This window comes from Sphingobacterium bovistauri, assembly GCF_020295405.1.
In the GTDB taxonomy this organism is placed as follows: Bacteria; Bacteroidota; Bacteroidia; order Sphingobacteriales; family Sphingobacteriaceae; genus Sphingobacterium; species Sphingobacterium bovistauri.
Genome location: NZ_JADEYP010000006.1, coordinates 34,259 through 52,777, shown reverse-complemented (window position 1 = coordinate 52,777; position 18,519 = coordinate 34,259). Strand labels below are relative to the sequence as shown.

At 35.3% G+C, this 18,519-nt stretch carries 14 protein-coding genes and 1 tRNA gene; 7 read left to right on the top strand and 8 right to left on the bottom strand.

What is annotated here, in order from left to right; all coding sequences use genetic code 11:
- The first annotated feature begins 47 nt into the window (after nt 1-47).
- The gene (rpoC, locus tag IPZ78_RS04850; protein WP_225551852.1) at nt 48-4,322 is read left to right on the top strand and encodes a DNA-directed RNA polymerase subunit beta'; all 4,275 of its coding nucleotides are present in this window, start codon (nt 48-50) and stop codon (nt 4,320-4,322) included.
- 74 nt (nt 4,323-4,396) lie between these two features.
- Here rpoC and IPZ78_RS04845 read toward each other — a convergent pair whose 3' ends face one another.
- Nucleotides 4,397-5,032 carry a bifunctional 4-hydroxy-2-oxoglutarate aldolase/2-dehydro-3-deoxy-phosphogluconate aldolase gene (locus IPZ78_RS04845; protein ID WP_225551849.1) on the bottom strand — a complete coding sequence of 212 codons (636 nt, stop codon included), beginning with the start codon at nt 5,030-5,032 and terminating at the stop codon, nt 4,397-4,399.
- Between the two features lie 4 nt (nt 5,033-5,036).
- The gene (locus IPZ78_RS04840) at nt 5,037-6,038 is read right to left on the bottom strand and encodes a sugar kinase (protein ID WP_225551847.1); all 1,002 of its coding nucleotides are present in this window, start codon (nt 6,036-6,038) and stop codon (nt 5,037-5,039) included.
- A 172-nt stretch (nt 6,039-6,210) separates the two neighbouring features.
- Here IPZ78_RS04840 and IPZ78_RS04835 point away from each other — a divergent pair, with 172 nt between their 5' ends.
- Genes IPZ78_RS04835 through IPZ78_RS04825 form a run of 3 tightly spaced genes read left to right on the top strand, consistent with a single transcriptional unit; the run spans nt 6,211 to nt 9,615 of the window.
- Nucleotides 6,211-7,032, top strand: coding sequence for an SDR family oxidoreductase (locus IPZ78_RS04835; RefSeq protein ID WP_225551845.1), 822 nt, complete (start codon nt 6,211-6,213; stop codon nt 7,030-7,032).
- A gap of 12 nt (nt 7,033-7,044) precedes the next feature.
- Nucleotides 7,045-8,211, top strand: coding sequence for a mannonate dehydratase (uxuA, locus tag IPZ78_RS04830; RefSeq protein ID WP_225551843.1), 1,167 nt, complete (start codon nt 7,045-7,047; stop codon nt 8,209-8,211).
- 39 nt (nt 8,212-8,250) lie between these two features.
- Nucleotides 8,251-9,615 carry an MFS transporter gene (locus tag IPZ78_RS04825; RefSeq protein ID WP_394371237.1) on the top strand — a complete coding sequence of 455 codons (1,365 nt, stop codon included), beginning with the start codon at nt 8,251-8,253 and terminating at the stop codon, nt 9,613-9,615.
- A gap of 55 nt (nt 9,616-9,670) precedes the next feature.
- On the opposite strand, the gene IPZ78_RS04820 is transcribed toward IPZ78_RS04825, so the two are convergent.
- The 4 genes from IPZ78_RS04820 to folK all read right to left on the bottom strand — a co-directional run bounded on the left by IPZ78_RS04820 (nt 9,671) and on the right by folK (nt 13,993).
- A complete protein-coding gene (locus tag IPZ78_RS04820; RefSeq protein ID WP_225551840.1) occupies nt 9,671-10,324 on the bottom strand; it encodes a LolA family protein in 654 nt (217 codons plus the stop codon).
- Between the two features lie 2 nt (nt 10,325-10,326).
- Nucleotides 10,327-13,008 carry an FtsK/SpoIIIE family DNA translocase gene (locus IPZ78_RS04815; protein ID WP_225551839.1) on the bottom strand — a complete coding sequence of 894 codons (2,682 nt, stop codon included), beginning with the start codon at nt 13,006-13,008 and terminating at the stop codon, nt 10,327-10,329.
- A gap of 146 nt (nt 13,009-13,154) precedes the next feature.
- Complete coding sequence (locus tag IPZ78_RS04810; RefSeq protein WP_225551838.1) at nt 13,155-13,508, bottom strand: Hpt domain-containing protein; 354 nt, start codon at nt 13,506-13,508, stop codon at nt 13,155-13,157.
- A 2-nt stretch (nt 13,509-13,510) separates the two neighbouring features.
- Nucleotides 13,511-13,993: a 2-amino-4-hydroxy-6-hydroxymethyldihydropteridine diphosphokinase gene (gene folK / locus IPZ78_RS04805; protein ID WP_225551837.1), complete on the bottom strand. Its 483-nt coding sequence runs from the start codon at nt 13,991-13,993 to the stop codon at nt 13,511-13,513.
- A gap of 75 nt (nt 13,994-14,068) precedes the next feature.
- Here folK and sppA point away from each other — a divergent pair, with 75 nt between their 5' ends.
- Together sppA and IPZ78_RS04795 are read left to right on the top strand one after the other, a co-directional pair.
- Entirely contained in the window at nt 14,069-15,832 is a 1,764-nt protein-coding gene (sppA, locus tag IPZ78_RS04800; protein ID WP_225551835.1) for a signal peptide peptidase SppA, read from the top strand.
- A 141-nt stretch (nt 15,833-15,973) separates the two neighbouring features.
- Nucleotides 15,974-17,164, top strand: coding sequence for a phosphoglycerate kinase (locus tag IPZ78_RS04795; RefSeq protein ID WP_225551834.1), 1,191 nt, complete (start codon nt 15,974-15,976; stop codon nt 17,162-17,164).
- 147 nt (nt 17,165-17,311) lie between these two features.
- Here the strand turns inward: IPZ78_RS04795 and IPZ78_RS04790 are convergent, their stop codons facing one another.
- Nucleotides 17,312-17,491, bottom strand: coding sequence for a spore protein (locus IPZ78_RS04790; RefSeq protein WP_225551832.1), 180 nt, complete (start codon nt 17,489-17,491; stop codon nt 17,312-17,314).
- Between the two features lie 33 nt (nt 17,492-17,524).
- Nucleotides 17,525-17,595 (bottom strand) — tRNA-Cys (locus IPZ78_RS04785).
- Between the two features lie 186 nt (nt 17,596-17,781).
- Here IPZ78_RS04785 and IPZ78_RS04780 point away from each other — a divergent pair.
- A complete protein-coding gene (locus IPZ78_RS04780) occupies nt 17,782-18,423 on the top strand; it encodes a porin family protein (protein WP_225551831.1) in 642 nt (213 codons plus the stop codon).
- Nucleotides 18,424-18,519: the final 96 nt, after the last annotated feature.

Sequence of the window (18,519 nt, the reverse complement as noted above, 5' to 3'; positions counted from 1 at the left end):
TGATGAGCCTCTTATGCTCTAACATACATCTTTAAGTTATACAACGTATGTCTTACAAAAAAGATAATAAAATTAAAAGTAACTTTACTTCAATCACGATTAGCTTAGCTTCTCCAGAAACTATTTTGGAGCGTTCAAGCGGTGAGGTTACTAAACCAGAAACGATCAACTATCGTACGTACAAACCAGAACGTGACGGTTTATTCTGTGAACGTATCTTCGGTCCTGTAAAGGATTACGAATGTCACTGTGGTAAATATAAGCGTATCCGTTATAAAGGTATCGTGTGTGACCGTTGTGGTGTTGAAGTGACAGAGAAAAAAGTACGTCGTGAGCGTATGGGACACATTGCATTAGTGGTTCCAGTTGCACACATATGGTATTTCCGTTCTCTCCCTAATAAGATTGGTTATTTATTAGGTCTTCCTACGAAGAAATTAGATATGATCATCTACTACGAAAGATACGTTGTTATTCAAGCGGGTATCAAAGAAGATGATGGTATTTCTTACATGGATTTCTTAACAGAAGAAGAGTATTTAGATATTTTAGATACTTTACCAAAAGAGAATCAATATTTAGACGATAACGATCCTCAAAAATTCGTTGCTAAAATGGGTGCTGAGGCGTTAGAAGAATTGTTAAAACGTCTTGATTTAGATCAATTATCATACGATTTACGTCACCAAGCTGCAAACGAAACTTCACAACAACGTAAAAATGAAGCGTTAAAACGTCTTCATGTTGTAGAAGCTTTCCGTGGTGCTAACACACGTATTGAAAATAGACCAGAATGGATGATTGTTAAGATCGTTCCAATTATTCCACCAGAGTTACGTCCTTTAGTGCCTTTGGATGGTGGTCGTTTTGCTACTTCGGATTTGAATGACTTATACCGTCGTGTGATTATCCGTAACAACCGTTTGAAACGTTTGATCGAAATTAAAGCTCCTGAAGTAATCTTACGTAATGAAAAACGTATGCTTCAAGAGGCTGTTGACTCGTTATTTGATAATTCACGTAAAGTTAACGCTGTAAAAACAGAAGGTAACCGTGCGTTGAAATCATTATCTGATATTTTGAAAGGTAAACAAGGTCGTTTCCGTCAAAACTTATTAGGTAAACGTGTTGACTATTCTGCTCGTTCGGTAATTGTTGTAGGTCCTCACTTGAAATTACATGAGTGTGGTCTTCCTAAAGATATGGCTGCAGAGCTTTACAAACCATTCATCATTCGTAAGATGATCGAACGTGGTGTTGTAAAAACTGTTAAATCGGCTAAGAAAATCGTAGATCGTAAAGATCCTATAGTATGGGATATCCTAGAAAATGTATTGAAAGGACACCCTGTATTACTAAACCGTGCTCCTACGCTTCACCGTTTGGGTATTCAAGCTTTCCAACCTACATTGGTAGAAGGTAAAGCGATTCAATTACACCCATTAGTGTGTACAGCGTTCAACGCCGATTTTGACGGTGACCAGATGGCGGTTCACTTACCATTAGGTAATGCTGCAATCTTGGAAGCTCAAATTTTGATGTTGGCTGCACATAACATCCTTAACCCGGCAAATGGTTCTCCAGTAACAGTACCTTCTCAGGATATGGTATTGGGTCTTTATTATATTACTAAAGGTCGTAAATCTGATGAGACTCGTAAAATGAAAGGGGAGGGAAGCACTTTCTATTCTCCTGAAGAGGTAATTATTGCCTTGAATGAGCAACAAATAGATCTTCACTCTTGGATTAAAGTAAGAGCAAACGATTTAAATGAGAAAGGTGAGTTGGCTCCAAAAATTATAGAGACTACTGTTGGTCGTGTAATTTTCAATCAAATCGTTCCTATAGAAGTTGGTTTTATCAACGAGATCTTAACGAAAAAATCATTACGTAATGTAATTGGTGAGATCGTGAAGAATACAGGTATGGCTCGTGCTGCAAGATTCTTGGATGATATGAAGGAATTAGGTTTCCAAACAGCATTCAAAGGTGGTCTTTCGTTCAACTTACAAGATGTTCAAATTCCAGCTGCTAAAACTGAATTGATTGCTCAAGCTACTGCTGAAGTAGATGATGTAATGAATAACTATAACATGGGTTTCATTACAAACAATGAGCGTTACAACCAAATTATCGATATCTGGACACGTATCAACAATAAGTTGACTTCACACGTAATGGATATTCTTTCGAATGATAATCAAGGTTTCAACTCTGTATACATGATGTTGGACTCAGGAGCTCGTGGTTCGAAAGAACAGATTCGTCAGCTTGCAGGTATGCGTGGTTTGATGGCTAAGCCTCAAAAATCTGGATCTTCTGGTGGTGAAATTATCGAAAACCCGATTTTATCAAACTTCAAAGAAGGTCTTTCGGTATTAGAATACTTTATCTCTACCCACGGTGCGCGTAAAGGTCTTGCCGATACAGCATTGAAAACAGCCGATGCGGGTTACTTGACTCGTCGTTTGCATGACGTAGCACAAGATATGATCGTTGTAAGTTTTGATTGTGGAGGTTTAAGAGGTATTTATACAACTGCATTAAAAGATAATGACGACGTAATTGAGCCACTATATGATCGTATCTTAGGTCGTACACCATTGAATGATGTTGTTCACCCTGAGACAAACGAACTAATCGTTGCAGCTAATGATGATATTACAGAAGAAGTAGCTACTGCTATCGACCAGGCTGGTATAGAAGGTTTAGAAATTCGTTCGGTATTGACATGTGAATCTAAGCGTGGTGTATGTGCTTGTTGTTACGGTCGTAACTTAGCGTCTGGTAAACGTGTTCAATTGGGTGAAGCTGTCGGTGTAATCGCAGCACAATCAATTGGTGAGCCAGGTACACAGTTGACACTTCGTACGTTCCACGTGGGTGGTACAGCGTCAAACATCGCTTCTGATTCAGTGATTGTTGCTAAATACGAAGGTACTGTAGAATTCGAGAATGTACGTACAGTAGAAAAAGAAGGTGAAGAAGGTCCATACCAAGTTGTATTAGGACGTTCTGGAGAGATCAAAATCGTTAACAGCGGTAAAGTTCTTTATCAACAAATTATCCCTTACGGATCGAACTTATACGTGAAAGAGGGTGAAAAAGTTGAAAAAGGTGCTAAACTTGTTGATTGGGATCCATATAATGCGGTAATCATCTCTGAGTTTGCTGGTAAGGTTGAGTTTGACGCAATCATCGAAGGTGTTACTTTCCGTGAAGAGTCAGATGATCAAACAGGTCACAAAGAGAAAGTAATTATCGAAACGCGTGATAAAACGAAAAACCCTACTATTAAAGTCCTTGACAATAAAGGTGAGGTAATTCGTTCATACAATATTCCAGTAGGAGCTCACGTTTCTGTATCTGATGGTCAGAAATTGAAAGAAGGTGCTATCTTAGTTAAGATTCCTCGTTCTACAGGTAAGACACGAGATATTACAGGAGGTCTTCCTCGTGTAACGGAATTATTCGAAGCACGTAATCCTTCAAATCCTGCTGTTGTTACCGAAATTGATGGTGTTGTAACTTTAGGTGGTGTTAAACGTGGTAACCGCGAGGTTTCAATCGAATCTCGTGATGGTCAAGTTAAAAAATACTTGGTTCCACTTTCGAAGCACATCTTAGTACAGGATAATGACTTCGTGAAGGCAGGTATGCCATTGTCAGATGGTCAGATTTCTCCTGGAGATATCTTATCTATCAAAGGTCCATCTGCTGTTCAGGAATATATTGTGAATGGTATTCAAGAGGTTTACCGTCTACAAGGTGTAAAAATTAACGATAAACACTTTGAGACTATCGTTCACCAAATGATGCAAAAAGTGAATATTGAAGATCCAGGAGATACACGTTTCTTAGAGAAAGAAGCAGTAAACAAATGGGATTTCATGTTAGAAAACGATTCATTGTTTGATAAGAAGGTAGTTGTAGAGGCTGGTGATTCAAATAAACTTCGTCCAGGTCAGATCGTTACTTTGCGTGGTTTACGAGAAGAAAATTCTAACTTGAAACGTCAAGATTTGAAATTGGTAGAAGTTCGTGATGCAATTCCTGCTACTTCAAGTCCGTTATTACAAGGTATCACAAGAGCTTCATTAGGTACTAAATCATTCATTTCAGCAGCTTCTTTCCAAGAGACTACTAAAGTATTGAATGAGGCAGCTATCGCAGGTAAACGTGATGACTTATTAGGTTTGAAAGAAAATGTAATTGTAGGTCACTTGATTCCTTCAGGTACTGGTTTACGTTCGTACAGTAATATTATCGTAGGTTCTCGTGAAGAGTACGATCAATTATTGGCATCAAAAGAAGAAGATTAATTCTCTTCTTGTATATAAAAAGAAAGGCTTTCCAAATTTGGAAAGCCTTTCTTTTTATATACAAAATCTATAGTTTATTTAGCCCATGTTAATAATTGGGAGCACCTATTTTCTAACCAATTTACCTCAGTTGAATCTGATGGTGCTGCAAATAATTTTGAACCAAGACCAACAGAATAAACTCCTGCTTGTCGCCATGTAGTTATGCTTAATTCCGTCGTATCTACTCCACCTGTAGGCATGAATTTTAAATTTGGAAATAATGGTTTTATGGCTTTTAAGAAATTAGGTCCTAATGTATCTCCAGGGAACAATTTAACTAACTTTACCTCCAATTCTTCTGCTAAAGCAATTTCAGTTGGTGTCATACAGCCTGGTATCCATTCTAGGTGATATGATTTTGCTACTTCTGCAATTTCTCTTTTTATTATTGGACTTACTAAAAATTCTGTACCAGCTTCAGCAAATTCTACAGCTTGTTGTGCAGTTTTGATAGTTCCAATACCTAATTTTAGATCCGGTAAAAACTGATTTTTATAGTCCAGTAATATTCTAAAATTTTCTAATGCTTTAGCTCCGCGATTTACAAATTCAAATACTCTTATTCCACCAGCATAACATTTTTTTACTACATCAATACACTCCTGTGGATCATCGTTATAGTATACTGGAATAACAGGGTATTTTTCAATAATATCTAGTATGTTCATTTCTTTATATTTTTCCATTTCCAAAATCACCTTCTACAAATAATTTCTCAAAACCTGCAGCCGTAGCTGTATCTATTATTTGTTGTGCTGATAAATCATGCAGTAAAGCATAAATTAGTCCTCCCATAAAAGCATCACCACTTCCAATACGATCAATTACTTCATTAGTTTCACGAGGCTGAGAGTAGGTGTGAGTATTTCTATTATGGTATGTTCCATAAAATAAATTATGTGTAGGATTATCCATAAATCGATATGTATTTGCTACATGTTTTACTTTAGGAAATTTTGTGAATAACACTTCAGCTGTTTGATTGGCAAAAGCTATATATTCATCTTTTGAAGTGCTACGTGAGAAGGATTCATCTATTGTTGTACCCAACATTTTATTTGCTGCCCATATATTACCCATTACCACATCTACGTATTGTATAAGATTTGGCATTATGTCAATAGGGTTTTTGCCATATTGCCATAATTTGCTTCTATAATTTAAATCTACCGAAATTGTAATTCCTTTTTTGGTAGCTTGCTCTAACGCAAATAATGTTAAGTCCGCTAACTGTTGATTTAAAGCAGGGCTGATAGCTGTAAAGTGAATCCAATCAATCCCATCGAAAAGGTTGTCCCAATCAATATCTGAAATTTTTAGGTTTGAAAATGCAGAGAAATTTCGATCATAAATAACTTCACCATTCGTCAAACCATTTGCTGATAGCAAATAATACGAACCAATTCTTTCACCCTGATGCAATATCTTAGTTATATCAACATAGTTGGTTTCTAAAATCTGTTCAATTTCATTTGATAATGCATTTTGTGGAATTGCTGAAAAATAGCTTGTCGGTATTCCTAATTGGCCTAAGGTAACTGCTACATTGGCTTCTGAACCTCCAGTATATATTTTTAACGTGTTTTTATCTTTCTCAAAAAATGAATCTGAAGTTGATTGAAGTCGTAGTAGTAACTCTCCAAAGCAAAGTACTCTTTTGTTAGGTTTATTCATGTTTTTATTAATTCACATCCAAATTACAAATACTTTAGATAATAGTGGAGATTGCCTATTTATAATTTTGCGGAATCGTTATCGTAAAAAGTCGTTGATATTTTTTTTATTGCAGTGTGATATTAGCACCTTTACTATAGTTATAAACCTTATAAAGAACAGTATCATAGTCATGAGTATTTTGGATCAATTTTCCTTGAATGGGAAGGTTATCGTTGTTACAGGAGGAACAGGTATACTTGGAGAGTCTTTTGTAAAAGCATTAGCCGAAGCTGGAGCTAAAGTTGCGATTCTTGGACGTAATTGGGATAAAGCAATAGAAAGAGTTCAGTTAGTAGAAGCATTAGGAGGTGAGGGATTTGCTGTTCAAGCTGATGTTTTGAATGAAGAACAAATAATTCAAGCAAAAGATCTTATCCTTGAAAAATGGGGTACCATAGATGGTTTAGTTAATGCTGCTGGTGGAAATCTTCCGAATGCAGTGATTGGACCAGATAAGAACCTGTTTGATGTATCTGTTTCCGATACATTATCTGCGATAGAATTAAATCTAAATGGATCGATAATTCCAACGCATATCTTTGGTCAAGTGATCGCAGAAAAGCGTAAGGGAGCTATTATTAACATTGCTTCTTTATCTTCTCATCAGGCAATTACACGAGTGCTGGGATATACTGTTGCTAAGGCAGGTATTGTAGGGTATACTAAATGGATGGCTACGGAATTGTCTTTACGATATGGAGATGGTGTCCGTGTCAATGCCATAGCTCCTGGTGTATTTTTGACAGAGCAAAACAAAGCTTTGGTAACTAATCCAGACGGTTCTTATACTGAAAGAGGACAGAAATTTATAAATAACACGCCTTTTGGAAGGTTAGGTAATCCTTCAGAATTGGCTGGAGCCTTAGTTTTCTTATTGAGTGATGCTTCTAGCTTTGTGAATGGAGAGATATTATATGTAGATGGCGGATTTTCGGCATGGTCAGGTGTTTAGATAAAATAAAAAATGAGTAAGCGTAAATTAGAACAAACGTGGAGATGGTATGGACCTAATGATCCAGTGAGTTTGTCAGATGTAAAGCAAGCTGGAGCTACAGGTATAGTTTCAGCATTACATTATATAAACCATGGTGATGTTTGGCCTATAGAGGATATTCTTGAACGAAAAAATATAGTTGAAAATGCTGGTTTAACTTGGTCTGTAGTAGAGAGTGTACCTATACACGAGTCGATTAAAACTAGGGCTGAGGATGCGGGTGTATATATAGAAAATTATAAACAAACATTACGGAATTTGGCATCATGTGGCATTTATACTGTTTGTTATAACTTCATGCCTGTACTAGATTGGACACGTACTGACTTAGCCTATGAAATGAAGGATGGGTCTACAGCTTTATATTTCAATTGGATAGATTTAGCACTATTTGATATTTATATTCTGAAAAGAGAAGGTGCTAAAAATGACTATAGTGAATATATATTGCAACAAGTAGAGGAGAAGAATAAATCATTGACAAGTGAAGAACTTTCGGATTTGTCTAAAACCATATTAATGGGGATTCCCACGGAGAAGGAGATACTTCTAGAAGATTTGACGAAAAGTATCAATGTGTATAATAATATGGGAGAGGAAGGCTTGAAGGATAATTTAATCTGGTTTTTGAGTGAAATTGCAGATATATGTGAAGAAGCTGGAATTAAGATGACAATTCATCCCGATGATCCTCCGTTTCCAATATTGGGATTACCGAGAGTAGTGAAAAATATAGACAACTATAGAGCTATTCTTGAAGGGGTAAATAAACCGTTTAATGGTTTTTGCTTTTGCACAGGATCTTTAGGAGCCAATCGTGATAATGATTTGTTGTCAATTTTTGAACTTATTAAAGACCGCGTTTATTTTACGCATTTGCGTAACGTAAAAATTGATGAAATAGGGAATTTTTATGAAGCAGATCATTTGGATGGGAATGTCGATATGTATAAGGTGATGAAAGCTCTTGTGGCAGAAAATCAAAATCGAGAAGTACCTATTCCTTTTCGTCCAGATCATGGGCATCAAATGTTAGACGATTTAAAAAAGGTTACAAATCCAGGTTATTCTGCTATCGGTAGGTTAAGAGGTTTAGCAGAATTAAGGGGTTTGGAATTGGGAATATTAGGAAGCTAAATAATACTTTGAGAAACAAAAGATAAAATTAAATTTAAAATTATGGGGAATATAGGAAAGTATAGGTGGACAATTTGCGCCTTACTATTTTTTGCTACTACAATCAATTATCTGGATAGACAAGTTCTAAGTTTATTGCATCCTACTTTAGAAGAGGAATTTGGATGGTCTAAATCAGATTATGCAAATATTACTGCAGCATTTCAATTTTCGTATGCAATCGCAATGCTTTTTGCAGGCAGATTTATTGATAAACTAGGTACTAAAAAGGGTTTTGCCTGGGCAATTGTAATTTGGTCATTGGCAGCTATTTTGCATGCCTATGCATTTCAAGTTGGTGAGTTTTCGGTAACAATACTAGGTGTATTAGGTATTACAGGATTGTCAGTGTCTGTTGTAGGATTTATGGTGTCTCGTGTATTGCTAGGCTTTGGTGAATCTGGTAACTTCCCTGCTGCAATTAAAACCACAGCAGAATACTTTCCTAAGAAGGAACGTGCTTTGGCTACAGGTATCTTTAATTCAGGATCAAATGTTGGTGCAATATTAGCGCCATTGACTGTGCCTTGGATGGCTGTTACTTGGGGATGGCAGTCTGCTTTTTGGGTAGTAGGGGCTGTAGGATTTATCTGGTTAATCTTTTGGTTTATATTTTATGACGTTCCATCTAAACAAAAAAGACTTTCTGCTACTGAGCTAGAATATATCAATAGTGATTCTGTTTTGCCTGTAGAGGATGCATCTGGTAATGAGATTAAACATAATATTCCTTGGTATAAATTACTTAGCTTCAACCAAACTTGGGCGTTTGTAATTGGGAAATTTATGACAGATGGAGTGTGGTGGTTTTTCCTTTTTTGGTTACCATCCTTCTTAAAGGATCAATACGCTATGACTGGAACAGAAATCATGTTGCCATTGGCAGTATTGTATAGTATGACAATGGTAGGTAGTATAGGTGGCGGTTGGTTTCCGATGTACTATATTAACAAGGGGTATAATGCTTATGATGGACGTATGAAAGCAATGATGATTATAGCACTTTTTCCGTTAGTGGTACTATTAGCACAACCATTTGGTGATATTTCATTTTGGGTTCCTGTAATATTAATAGGTATCGGAGCTTCAGCTCACCAAGCATGGTCAGCAAATATATTTACTACTGTTTCAGATATGTTTCCAAAATCTACTGTAGCATCTGTGACTGGAATTGGTGGCATGGCAGGAGGTATTGGCGGTGTTGTGATGTCAAAACTTGGTGGTTACCTTTTTGATAAATATGATACCTTAGGGAATATACAAACAGGTTATACCATTATGTTTAGTATATGTGCTGTTGCTTACATTGTAGCTTGGTTTATTATGAAAGCATTGGTGCCAAAAATGAAAGTTGTTGAATTATAATAGTTGTATAAAGTGTGAAGTATGAAGAGCTCACAAATTTGTGAGCTCTTCTCTTTTATCTTAAGTCAACAATTTCAAATCCCTTATATTTGTCTTTGTTGAATGTAAACATTTTTGAGTCAAAACGTTTACCTAAAAATAATGTGTTTATAGTATAGGTATACTTATTGCTCGATTTATCAAAAATAGTCACATCTTGAATGTGATTGTTTTTATTGATTCTGAGTTTGATTTTGAAGTAATTTGTTTTGGTGTCTTCTGGCGACAACTCAATTACTTTAGCCATTTCCGAATTCCCCTGTCTTGTTATTTTCTCATCAGGCATTAATACATACTTGTAGCCTTTTTGATAAAAATTAAATAAATTATTTGGACCAATAGTGTTACTATTGTTTTCATTTTCAGAGATTTGAACTTCTTTTATGTCTTTTGAGACATTCCAAACCGATTTACCATCAGAAATAACCTCTTGTTCAGTAAGTGATATTGCGTACTGATTTTTTGGCTTATTAAAGTACATTACACCTTTTGTGCTGTGGGTTTTCTTATCAGAATCCTGAATGTTCAAACTGAAATCAGATTGAATAGTTTTATATGCGCTGTATTTTTTTGATACATCATTTAATATTTTCTTTGCTGCCGCATCTGTTTGTGCGAAAGATAATACAGTAGTACCTACGAATGCTATTGAGAATAACAGTTTCTTCATTTTTAATTTTCCTTTCTTAACGTTTGTAAAAACTGTTCTAAAGAATACTCATCTGGATATAAAACTTCTCTTGCTTTACTTCCTTCAAATGGACCAACTATACCTGCGGATTCCAATTGATCAATGATTCTTCCTGCTCTGTTGTACCCTAATTTCAATTTACGTTGAATTAACGACGTAGAGCCTTGTTGATGCATTACAATAAGACGAGCTGCTTCTTCGAATAAAGCATCTCTGTCTGATAAATCAAAGTCCATTGAGCCTGACCCCTCTCCTGATTCATCGACATATTCAGGCAACATAAATGCTGATGGGTATCCTCGTTGACCACCAATAAAATCTGAGATACCTTCTACCTCTGGCGTATCCACAAAAGCACATTGAATACGTATTAAATCAGATCCTGAGGCAAGTAGCATATCTCCACGACCAATTAATTGATCTGCACCACCTGTATCTAGAATTGTGCGTGAATCAATTTTGGATAACACACGGAAAGCTAGACGTGCAGGGAAGTTGGCTTTTATAGTACCTGTAATGATATTCACCGAAGGTCGTTGTGTCGCTATCACCAAGTGTATACCTACAGCACGGGCCAATTGTGCAAGACGAGCAATTGGTGTTTCGACTTCTTTTCCAGCGGTCATCATCAAATCTGCAAACTCATCAACAATAAGAACAATAAATGGTAAGAATCGATGACCCTCCTCAGGGTTTAATCTGCGATTGATAAATTTTACGTTGTACTCTTTTAGATTACGTACCTGTGCATTTTTTAATAGATCATAACGTTGATCCATTTCGATACATAACGAGTTTAGCGTATTGATTACTTTCTTTGTATCTGTAATAATTGCATCTTCTTCACCGGGTAATTTAGCTAAGAAATGTCTTTCTACTTTTTTAAATAATGATAATTCTACTTTCTTTGGATCGACTAAGACAAATTTTAATTCTGCTGGATGTTTTTTGTATAATAATGAGGTTAGAATCGCATTTATTCCAACAGATTTACCCTGACCAGTAGCTCCAGCTACCAATAAGTGTGGCATTTTGGCTAAATCAGCAATATAGACTTCGTTGGAAATGGTTTTACCTAAGGCAATAGGCAAATCCATATCTGTTTTTTGAAATTTCTCTGTAGCTAATACTGAACGCATAGATACCATCTCAGGTGAACTATTCGGTACTTCAATACCTATTGTACCTTTACCAGGCATAGGTGCTATAATACGAATACCAAGTGCTGCTAAGCTTAATGCAATATCATCCTCCAAGTTCTTGATTTTGGAGATACGAACCCCTGGTTTTGGAATGATTTCGTATAATGTAACAGTTGGGCCAATAGTTGCTTTGATATGCTCGATTTCGATATTGTAGTTACGTAATGTGTCGACAATACGGTTTTTATTGGCTTCTAATTCTTGTTGGTTGATGGTAATTTTACCCGTTCCGTATTCTTTCAGCAAATCCAATGTTGGATATTGATAGCCTGATAAATCCAATTTTGGGTCATATTCACCAAACTGTGCTACCAGATCATTTGCTGTGATTTGTTTTTCTTCTTTTACTTCCTCAACAGCAAGTTCAAGGTTGTCAACCACTGTTTCTTCTACAGTCTCTTCGATATGAAGTTGTGCATGAATGGATAAATCTATAGAGTTATTATTTTCATTTACTTTTTCGGAATCTTTTGCTTCAAAAGCAATGCTAGTTGAAGTTTCTTCTTCATCTAGATTTTCCTCTTCTTCAAAAGTTTCATGAAGATGAGAGTACCTATCATTTACTGTAGAGGTTGGGATGTCAGTTTTGATATTTCGCAACGTATTTGAAACCTCAATTACAGCACCATCAATATTTTCTGACGAATCGTTCTTTTCGTTCTCTATAGGAGAAATTACAGTATTAGTTTTGTTTAAAGGTTTTTCCTCAACAACATCAAGGTCTTCTGTGTCATCGTCAACGGAAGCTGAAAGTTTGTTAGATGCAAATTTGAGATCAAGATTATAAATCAAAATTAAGGCAGTCAAATAGGCAAAAATTATTATTCCACCTACACCGTATTTTCCAATTTGTGCGTTGAGAAGCTGGTTTATCCAGTAACCAAATTTACCTTCTAATATATGCGGTGTATCCGCAATGTAATCTTGAATAAATCCAAGCGTAACGGATAAAAATATAATTCCAATTATAGAATATAAAAGTGTTTTCCATATTGGCAAAATGGACTTTTGATATAAAAATTTGTAACCAATGACAAATGATAATAGAACAAATAAGAATGAAGCTACGCCAAACCATTCAAAAATAAATTGATTTGCTAACAAAGCACCTAATTTACCAAGTTTGTTTTCAACGACAGGTGCTTCTATACTTTCGTCTGCTAATTCTTCATTTGTATTGAATAGTGTTCCCCAAGATCCATTTGTTGCTGAAATATAACTTTGATCCTCTTTCCATGTGAATAAATAGGAGGTGAAAGCAACAGCTAATAGAAAGGAACAAATAACTAAAAAGAGACCTGCTATTTTAAGGGCTTTTCGTTGTCCTTCGCTAAAATCTATACTATTAAATGGCTTTAAAATTGGCTCACGCTTCGGACTCGATGTCTTTGCTGTACTTTTTGTTTCTTTAGAAACTTTATTTTGCGTATTATTTTTAAATGAATTGCCTTTATATGCCATGTGCGTGTATTCTTTTGCAATACAAACTTATTAAAAATATCGCATAAGAGAGCTTGATTATAGGAGAAGTTTCGTTAATTCGTAGTAGGTCATCAATTGCTAATTGAAGGCACTTATCTGTTTCCTGTAAATTGATTTGTAAACTGTTAAAATTCCCTTTCTGCAAGATGTTTTAGTTCATCTAGCATGGTTTGAAATTTTGGTTTTATTTTTTCAAAAGTTGAAATTATCTCAGCGTTAGGCGCATTGCCTTTAGCTAAAGATTCCAACGATTGAAAATCATCCATCAAGTTTTGTGCACCGATATACTGCATGGTAGGTTTGATATGGTGGGCTTTCTCCCGTATCAAATTATTATCTCCACTAAGAATAGCATCATCTAATGATTGAAAATCTAATGGAGACTGTACTATATACATGCCTATTAGCTGTTTAATCAATTCATCATTACCCATCATGGATTGATTAATAGCATCCAAATCTATAATTTGAAAGACCATAATTACGAGGTTTTTACTACATTCAAGTTATCAATGCAATTTAGTAATAATTCTTCATTGCTAACATTTAATTTTGGATGTTTGTAGTTGTTTGCTATTTCACAAAGTGGCTGTAAGGTGAATTTGCGATCTTGAATATATGGATGAGGAATCGTTAGTGCTGTGCTTTCTATTATGGCATCGTTGTAATATAAAATATCTATATCAATCATTCGAGCACCCCATTTTTCTTTACGTACACGTCCTAATTCATTTTCTATTTCTTGACAAATGGTTAAGCTTTGATGTGGGGAATAGGTTGTCTGAAACAATAGCACCTGATTTAGAAAGAGAGGTTGATCTTCTACTCCCCAAGCCTCTGATTGGTAAAGTGAAGAAGCCTTAAGAAGAGTACCTATTTTCTCACTTAACAGCTCTTTAGCTTTTTGTAACTGTAACCTAGGATTTCCTAGATTTGCACCCAATAATATATAAATGTCGTTCATCCTTGGCAATATCTAATTTTATTTCTTTGTTTTACATTTTATTGCAGTAAATTTATTACTTAAATTAAATGAAATATGAATTTTTTTAAGCAAGTGCTTGCGACAATCACTGGAGTGCTCATAACAGGGGTTATTTTATTCTTTGGTTTTATTTTTATTATTGCTGTACTGGTTTCGAGTTCTACTCAAGACTCGAAAGCGCCCGCGCCAGCTAATTCGGTTTTATACCTATCTATGGATTACAATATCACTGAAAAATCAGAATCAAATCCATTTAGTGATTTAAATCTTCCGTTGGGTGTTTCTGATTCAGAAATTGGATTGAATGATATTCTGTCTCGTATCGAAGCCGCTAAAACAGATGATAATATTAAGGGAATCTATATGAATCCGACTACGGTTGGGACTGGTTTTGCTTCACTAAAAGCGATACGTGATGCATTAGAAGATTTTAAAAGTTCAAAGAAATTCATTGTTGCTTATAGTGACGGTTATTCACAAAAGGCTTATTATTTAGCTTCTGTAGCTGATAAAATTTATTTAAATCCTCAGGGATCATTAGACTTTAGAGGGCTAAGCTCAAGTACTATGTTTATGAAGGGGGCTTTAGATAAGTTGGGAGTTGATATGCAGGTTATCAAGGTTGGGACGTACAAGTCAGCTGTTGAACCTTTCATTCTAAGTTCAATGAGTGAAGCAAATAGACAGCAGGTGACTTCATATTTAACAAGTATTTATGATGCTTTCTTGGATGATTTAGCTGCTGCACGCAAGATATCAAAAGATTCTTTACATCAATATGCAGACTCATACGCTGTTCGTAATGCTGATGCTGCTTTGAAATATAAATTTATCGATGCTAAAATGTATAAGGATGAATTAATAGCAGAGATGAAGAAAAGATTAAATATTACAGATAAGGATGATATTTCGATTGTTTCGATAACAAAATATGCGGGTAAAACTACAGAAGAAACAGGCTCGGATGAAATAGCGGTACTCTATGCGTATGGTAGTATTGTAGACGGTGAGGGGAGTGTCGGAGAAATCGGTGGAGATAAAATTTCAAGAGAATTGCGCAAACTTCGTCAAGATGACAAAGTGAAAGCTGTTGTTCTACGTATTAATTCGGGCGGAGGTTCAGCTTTAGCTTCAGATGTCATTTGGCGTGAAGTAGCATTGACCAAAAAGGTAAAACCTGTTATTGTATCAATGGGTGATTACGCTGCTTCTGGCGGATATTATATTGCTGCAGCAGCAGATTCTATTTTCGCAGAGAAGACCACATTGACTGGATCTATTGGTGTATTTGGTTTGATACCGAATTTAAAAGGTTTATTAAATAACAAAATTGGTGTAACATTTGAAGATGTGAAGACTGGAAAATTTGCAAGTCTAATGTCAACACCAGATAAGCCACTGACTGAAGAAGAAAAAGCTATTATTCAAGTAGAAGTTAATAATACATACCAAACATTCATGGATAGAGTTGCTAAAGGACGTAATATTTCTATAGCACAAGTGGATAGTATTGGTCAAGGACGTGTTTGGACAGGAGATCAGGCGTTGCAAATCGGTTTGGTAGATAAAATAGGTAATTTGAATGCTGCAATCAATGCAGCAGCTACTAAAGGTAAATTAACTTCATTTTATACCAAAGAATATCCTGCTAAGGAGGATCCTTTTGCATCAATTTTATCAACGTCCAAAGAAAAAGTAAAAATGTGGATGTTTGAAGAGGAATTAGGAGAGTATCAAAAATATATCCTTGAGTTGCAAAAACTCATGAAGAATACAGGTATTCAAGCCCGTATTCCCAATGACATAGAAATTTATTAATGACAAAAAGCAAAGAAAGGTTTTTTTTTCTTTGCTTTTTTTATATTTACAGCTGTAATCAACTTAACTAAAAATATAATATAAGAGCGATTTATTGTTAAACAATAGTTCCACAATACTCTTAGATTTTGCAAAAGAAATATGAAAACAATTGACAACTTTAATTTTTCGGGTAAAAAAGCATTAATACGTGTAGATTTTAATGTGCCATTAGATGCAGACTTTAACATCACAGATGATAACCGTATTCAAGGAGCAACACCTACAATCAAAAAGATTTTGAATGACGGCGGTTCTGTTATTTTAATGTCTCATCTTGGTAGACCAAAGGAAGGACCTACAGATAAGTATTCTTTACGCCATATCGTCTCACATTTATCCCAAGTATTAGGTGTTGATGTTCAATTTGCTAATGATTGTATAGGTGAAGAGGCAACAGAAAAGGCCGCTAATCTTAAGGCAGGTGAAGTTTTATTATTAGAAAACTTGCGTTTTTATAAAGAAGAAGAAAAAGGTGATAAAGACTTTGCAGAGAAATTATCAAAATTAGGTGATGTGTATGTGAATGATGCATTTGGAACTGCACATCGTGCACACGCTTCTACAGCAGTGGTAGCACAATTTTTCGGTGATGCTAAATACTTCGGATATTTAATAGAAGCTGAATTAAAAAATGCTGAGAAAGTATTGAATAATCCAGAACGTCCTTTTACAGCTATCATGGGAGGTGCAAAAGTTTCGGATAAAATTCAGTTAATCGAAGCATTATTAGATAAAGTAGATAATTTGATCATCGGTGGAGGTATGGCTTATACCTTTGTAAAGGCACGTGGTGGAGAAATTGGTAACTCATTGTGTGAAAATGATAAATTAGATTTGGCAAATGAATTAGTAAAAAAAGCAGAAGAAAAAGGCGTAAATCTAGTATTACCTACAGATGCGCAAATAGCTGACGCATTTTCTAACGATGCTAATGTGTATAATGGTCCTAACGATCAAATTCCAGCTGGATTAGAAGGATTAGATATTGGTGCCGACTCTGCAAAACATTTTGCTGAGGTTATCTCTGCTTCTAAAACATTATTATGGAATGGTCCAATGGGAGTGTTTGAGTTTGATACCTTTGCTAAAGGTACCAAAACCGTTGCAGATGCTGTCGTGTTAGCAACGGAGCAAGGTGCATTTTCATTAATTGGAGGAGGTGATTCAGCTGCAGCTGTTGCTAAATTCGATATGACAGAACACGTAAGTTATGTAAGTACTGGTGGTGGTGCCTTATTAGAATATATGGAAGGTAAAGTATTGCCAGGTATCGCGGCTATTCAAGAGTAATAATTTTAGTTAGCTATACTATACTACAAAAGCCTGCGCTCTTTAGTGCAGGCTTTTGTAGTATTACACTTTTTAGATTTATGAATAAATAAAAAAGGTTTACAAATGAATGTAAACCTTTTTTATATCTTAGAAATGAATTTTAAATTATTTAGCGTCAACAGCTAATTTGTTTAAAATTTCATCGTTTTTAACGATTTGACTTTTTTTAGGCATTTGTGAACGAGAACCTTGTTCAATGTTACGACCTAATTTCAAAAACTGAACTTCAACACGTGAAACAGTTTTGTTTCTTCTATCTTTTCTTTTTAAACGTGTAACTCCCATTGTATTTAATATTTTTATTTTACGTTTTAAACGAGGTCGGAAGCGGATTCGAACCGCTGTAGGAGGTTTTGCAGACCTCTGCCTAGCCACTCGGCCATCCGACCCTTTTCCCTTACTGGGTGTGCAAAAGTAACTCTTAATTTTGTAAATGCCAAAAATAAATTCAAAATAAACTAAAATTTTATGAGTTTAATTTTTGGTATCAAATTTGCAAAACCTAAATAAGATAGGTTATTCTATATGGGTTTAGGGTAACTACATAAAAATGAAAACAATATAATATTAAGGTTATGAAAAAAGTTTTACTATCATTAGGTGCTGCATTATTAATGGCAGCTGGAGCACAGGCTCAAACATCATATGGAATAAAGGCTGGTGTGAATTTAAGTAAGTTTTCTAATACTGATAATGCTGAAAACAATGTAGGTTTTCACATTACAGGTTTTGCTGATATGCCAATCGCACCAAATTTTTCAATTCAGCCAGGTCTATCTTTACAAAATAAAGGATCTAAACATTCAGGTGGTATTTCAGGTGGTGGTACTACGGCATCTATAGAGGGCAAATTTTCTACGATGTCAGTAGAAATTCCAGTTAATTTTGTTTACTATGTACCAGCTGGTAATTCAGGGTCACTATTTTTAGGCGCTGGACCTTACGCGGGTTATAATATTAGTGGTAAATATAAAGTGAGTGGAAACATTGGAGAAAACGGTGGAGATATTGAAGAAGACATTGATTTTACTGGTGATGATAAAGATATGAAAGCATTCGATGCAGGGGTAAACTTCTTAGCTGGATATAAATTAGCAAATGGCTTCTTAATTAATGCGGGTTATGGTTTAGGCTTGACAAATTTGTCACCAAGCGATAAGACTGACGACAAAATTTCGAATAGAGTATTGTCATTTGGTGTTGGTTTCCAATTCTAAGTAAAAACAAGGTAAATGTTTTATTATAGAAGGTCTTCCGGTTTCGGAAGGCCTTTTTTATTGATTTTCAATATACTTTATGTATTTTTGGGAAAC

What these genes read in the sequence shown, in the direction of transcription:
- rpoC (WP_225551852.1), top strand. Translation starts at nt 48, where the DNA reads ATGTCTTACAAAAAAGATAATAAAATTAAAAGTAACTTTACTTCAATC.
- IPZ78_RS04845 (WP_225551849.1), bottom strand. Translation starts at nt 5,032, where the DNA reads ATGAACATACTAGATATTATTGAAAAATACCCTGTTATTCCAGTATAC.
- IPZ78_RS04840 (WP_225551847.1), bottom strand. Translation starts at nt 6,038, where the DNA reads ATGAATAAACCTAACAAAAGAGTACTTTGCTTTGGAGAGTTACTACTA.
- IPZ78_RS04835 (WP_225551845.1), top strand. Translation starts at nt 6,211, where the DNA reads ATGAGTATTTTGGATCAATTTTCCTTGAATGGGAAGGTTATCGTTGTT.
- uxuA (WP_225551843.1), top strand. Translation starts at nt 7,045, where the DNA reads ATGAGTAAGCGTAAATTAGAACAAACGTGGAGATGGTATGGACCTAAT.
- IPZ78_RS04820 (WP_225551840.1), bottom strand. Translation starts at nt 10,324, where the DNA reads ATGAAGAAACTGTTATTCTCAATAGCATTCGTAGGTACTACTGTATTA.
- IPZ78_RS04815 (WP_225551839.1), bottom strand. Translation starts at nt 13,008, where the DNA reads ATGGCATATAAAGGCAATTCATTTAAAAATAATACGCAAAATAAAGTT.
- IPZ78_RS04810 (WP_225551838.1), bottom strand. Translation starts at nt 13,508, where the DNA reads ATGGTCTTTCAAATTATAGATTTGGATGCTATTAATCAATCCATGATG.
- folK (WP_225551837.1), bottom strand. Translation starts at nt 13,993, where the DNA reads ATGAACGACATTTATATATTATTGGGTGCAAATCTAGGAAATCCTAGG.
- sppA (WP_225551835.1), top strand. Translation starts at nt 14,069, where the DNA reads ATGAATTTTTTTAAGCAAGTGCTTGCGACAATCACTGGAGTGCTCATA.
- IPZ78_RS04795 (WP_225551834.1), top strand. Translation starts at nt 15,974, where the DNA reads ATGAAAACAATTGACAACTTTAATTTTTCGGGTAAAAAAGCATTAATA.
- IPZ78_RS04790 (WP_225551832.1), bottom strand. Translation starts at nt 17,491, where the DNA reads ATGGGAGTTACACGTTTAAAAAGAAAAGATAGAAGAAACAAAACTGTT.
- IPZ78_RS04780 (WP_225551831.1), top strand. Translation starts at nt 17,782, where the DNA reads ATGAAAAAAGTTTTACTATCATTAGGTGCTGCATTATTAATGGCAGCT.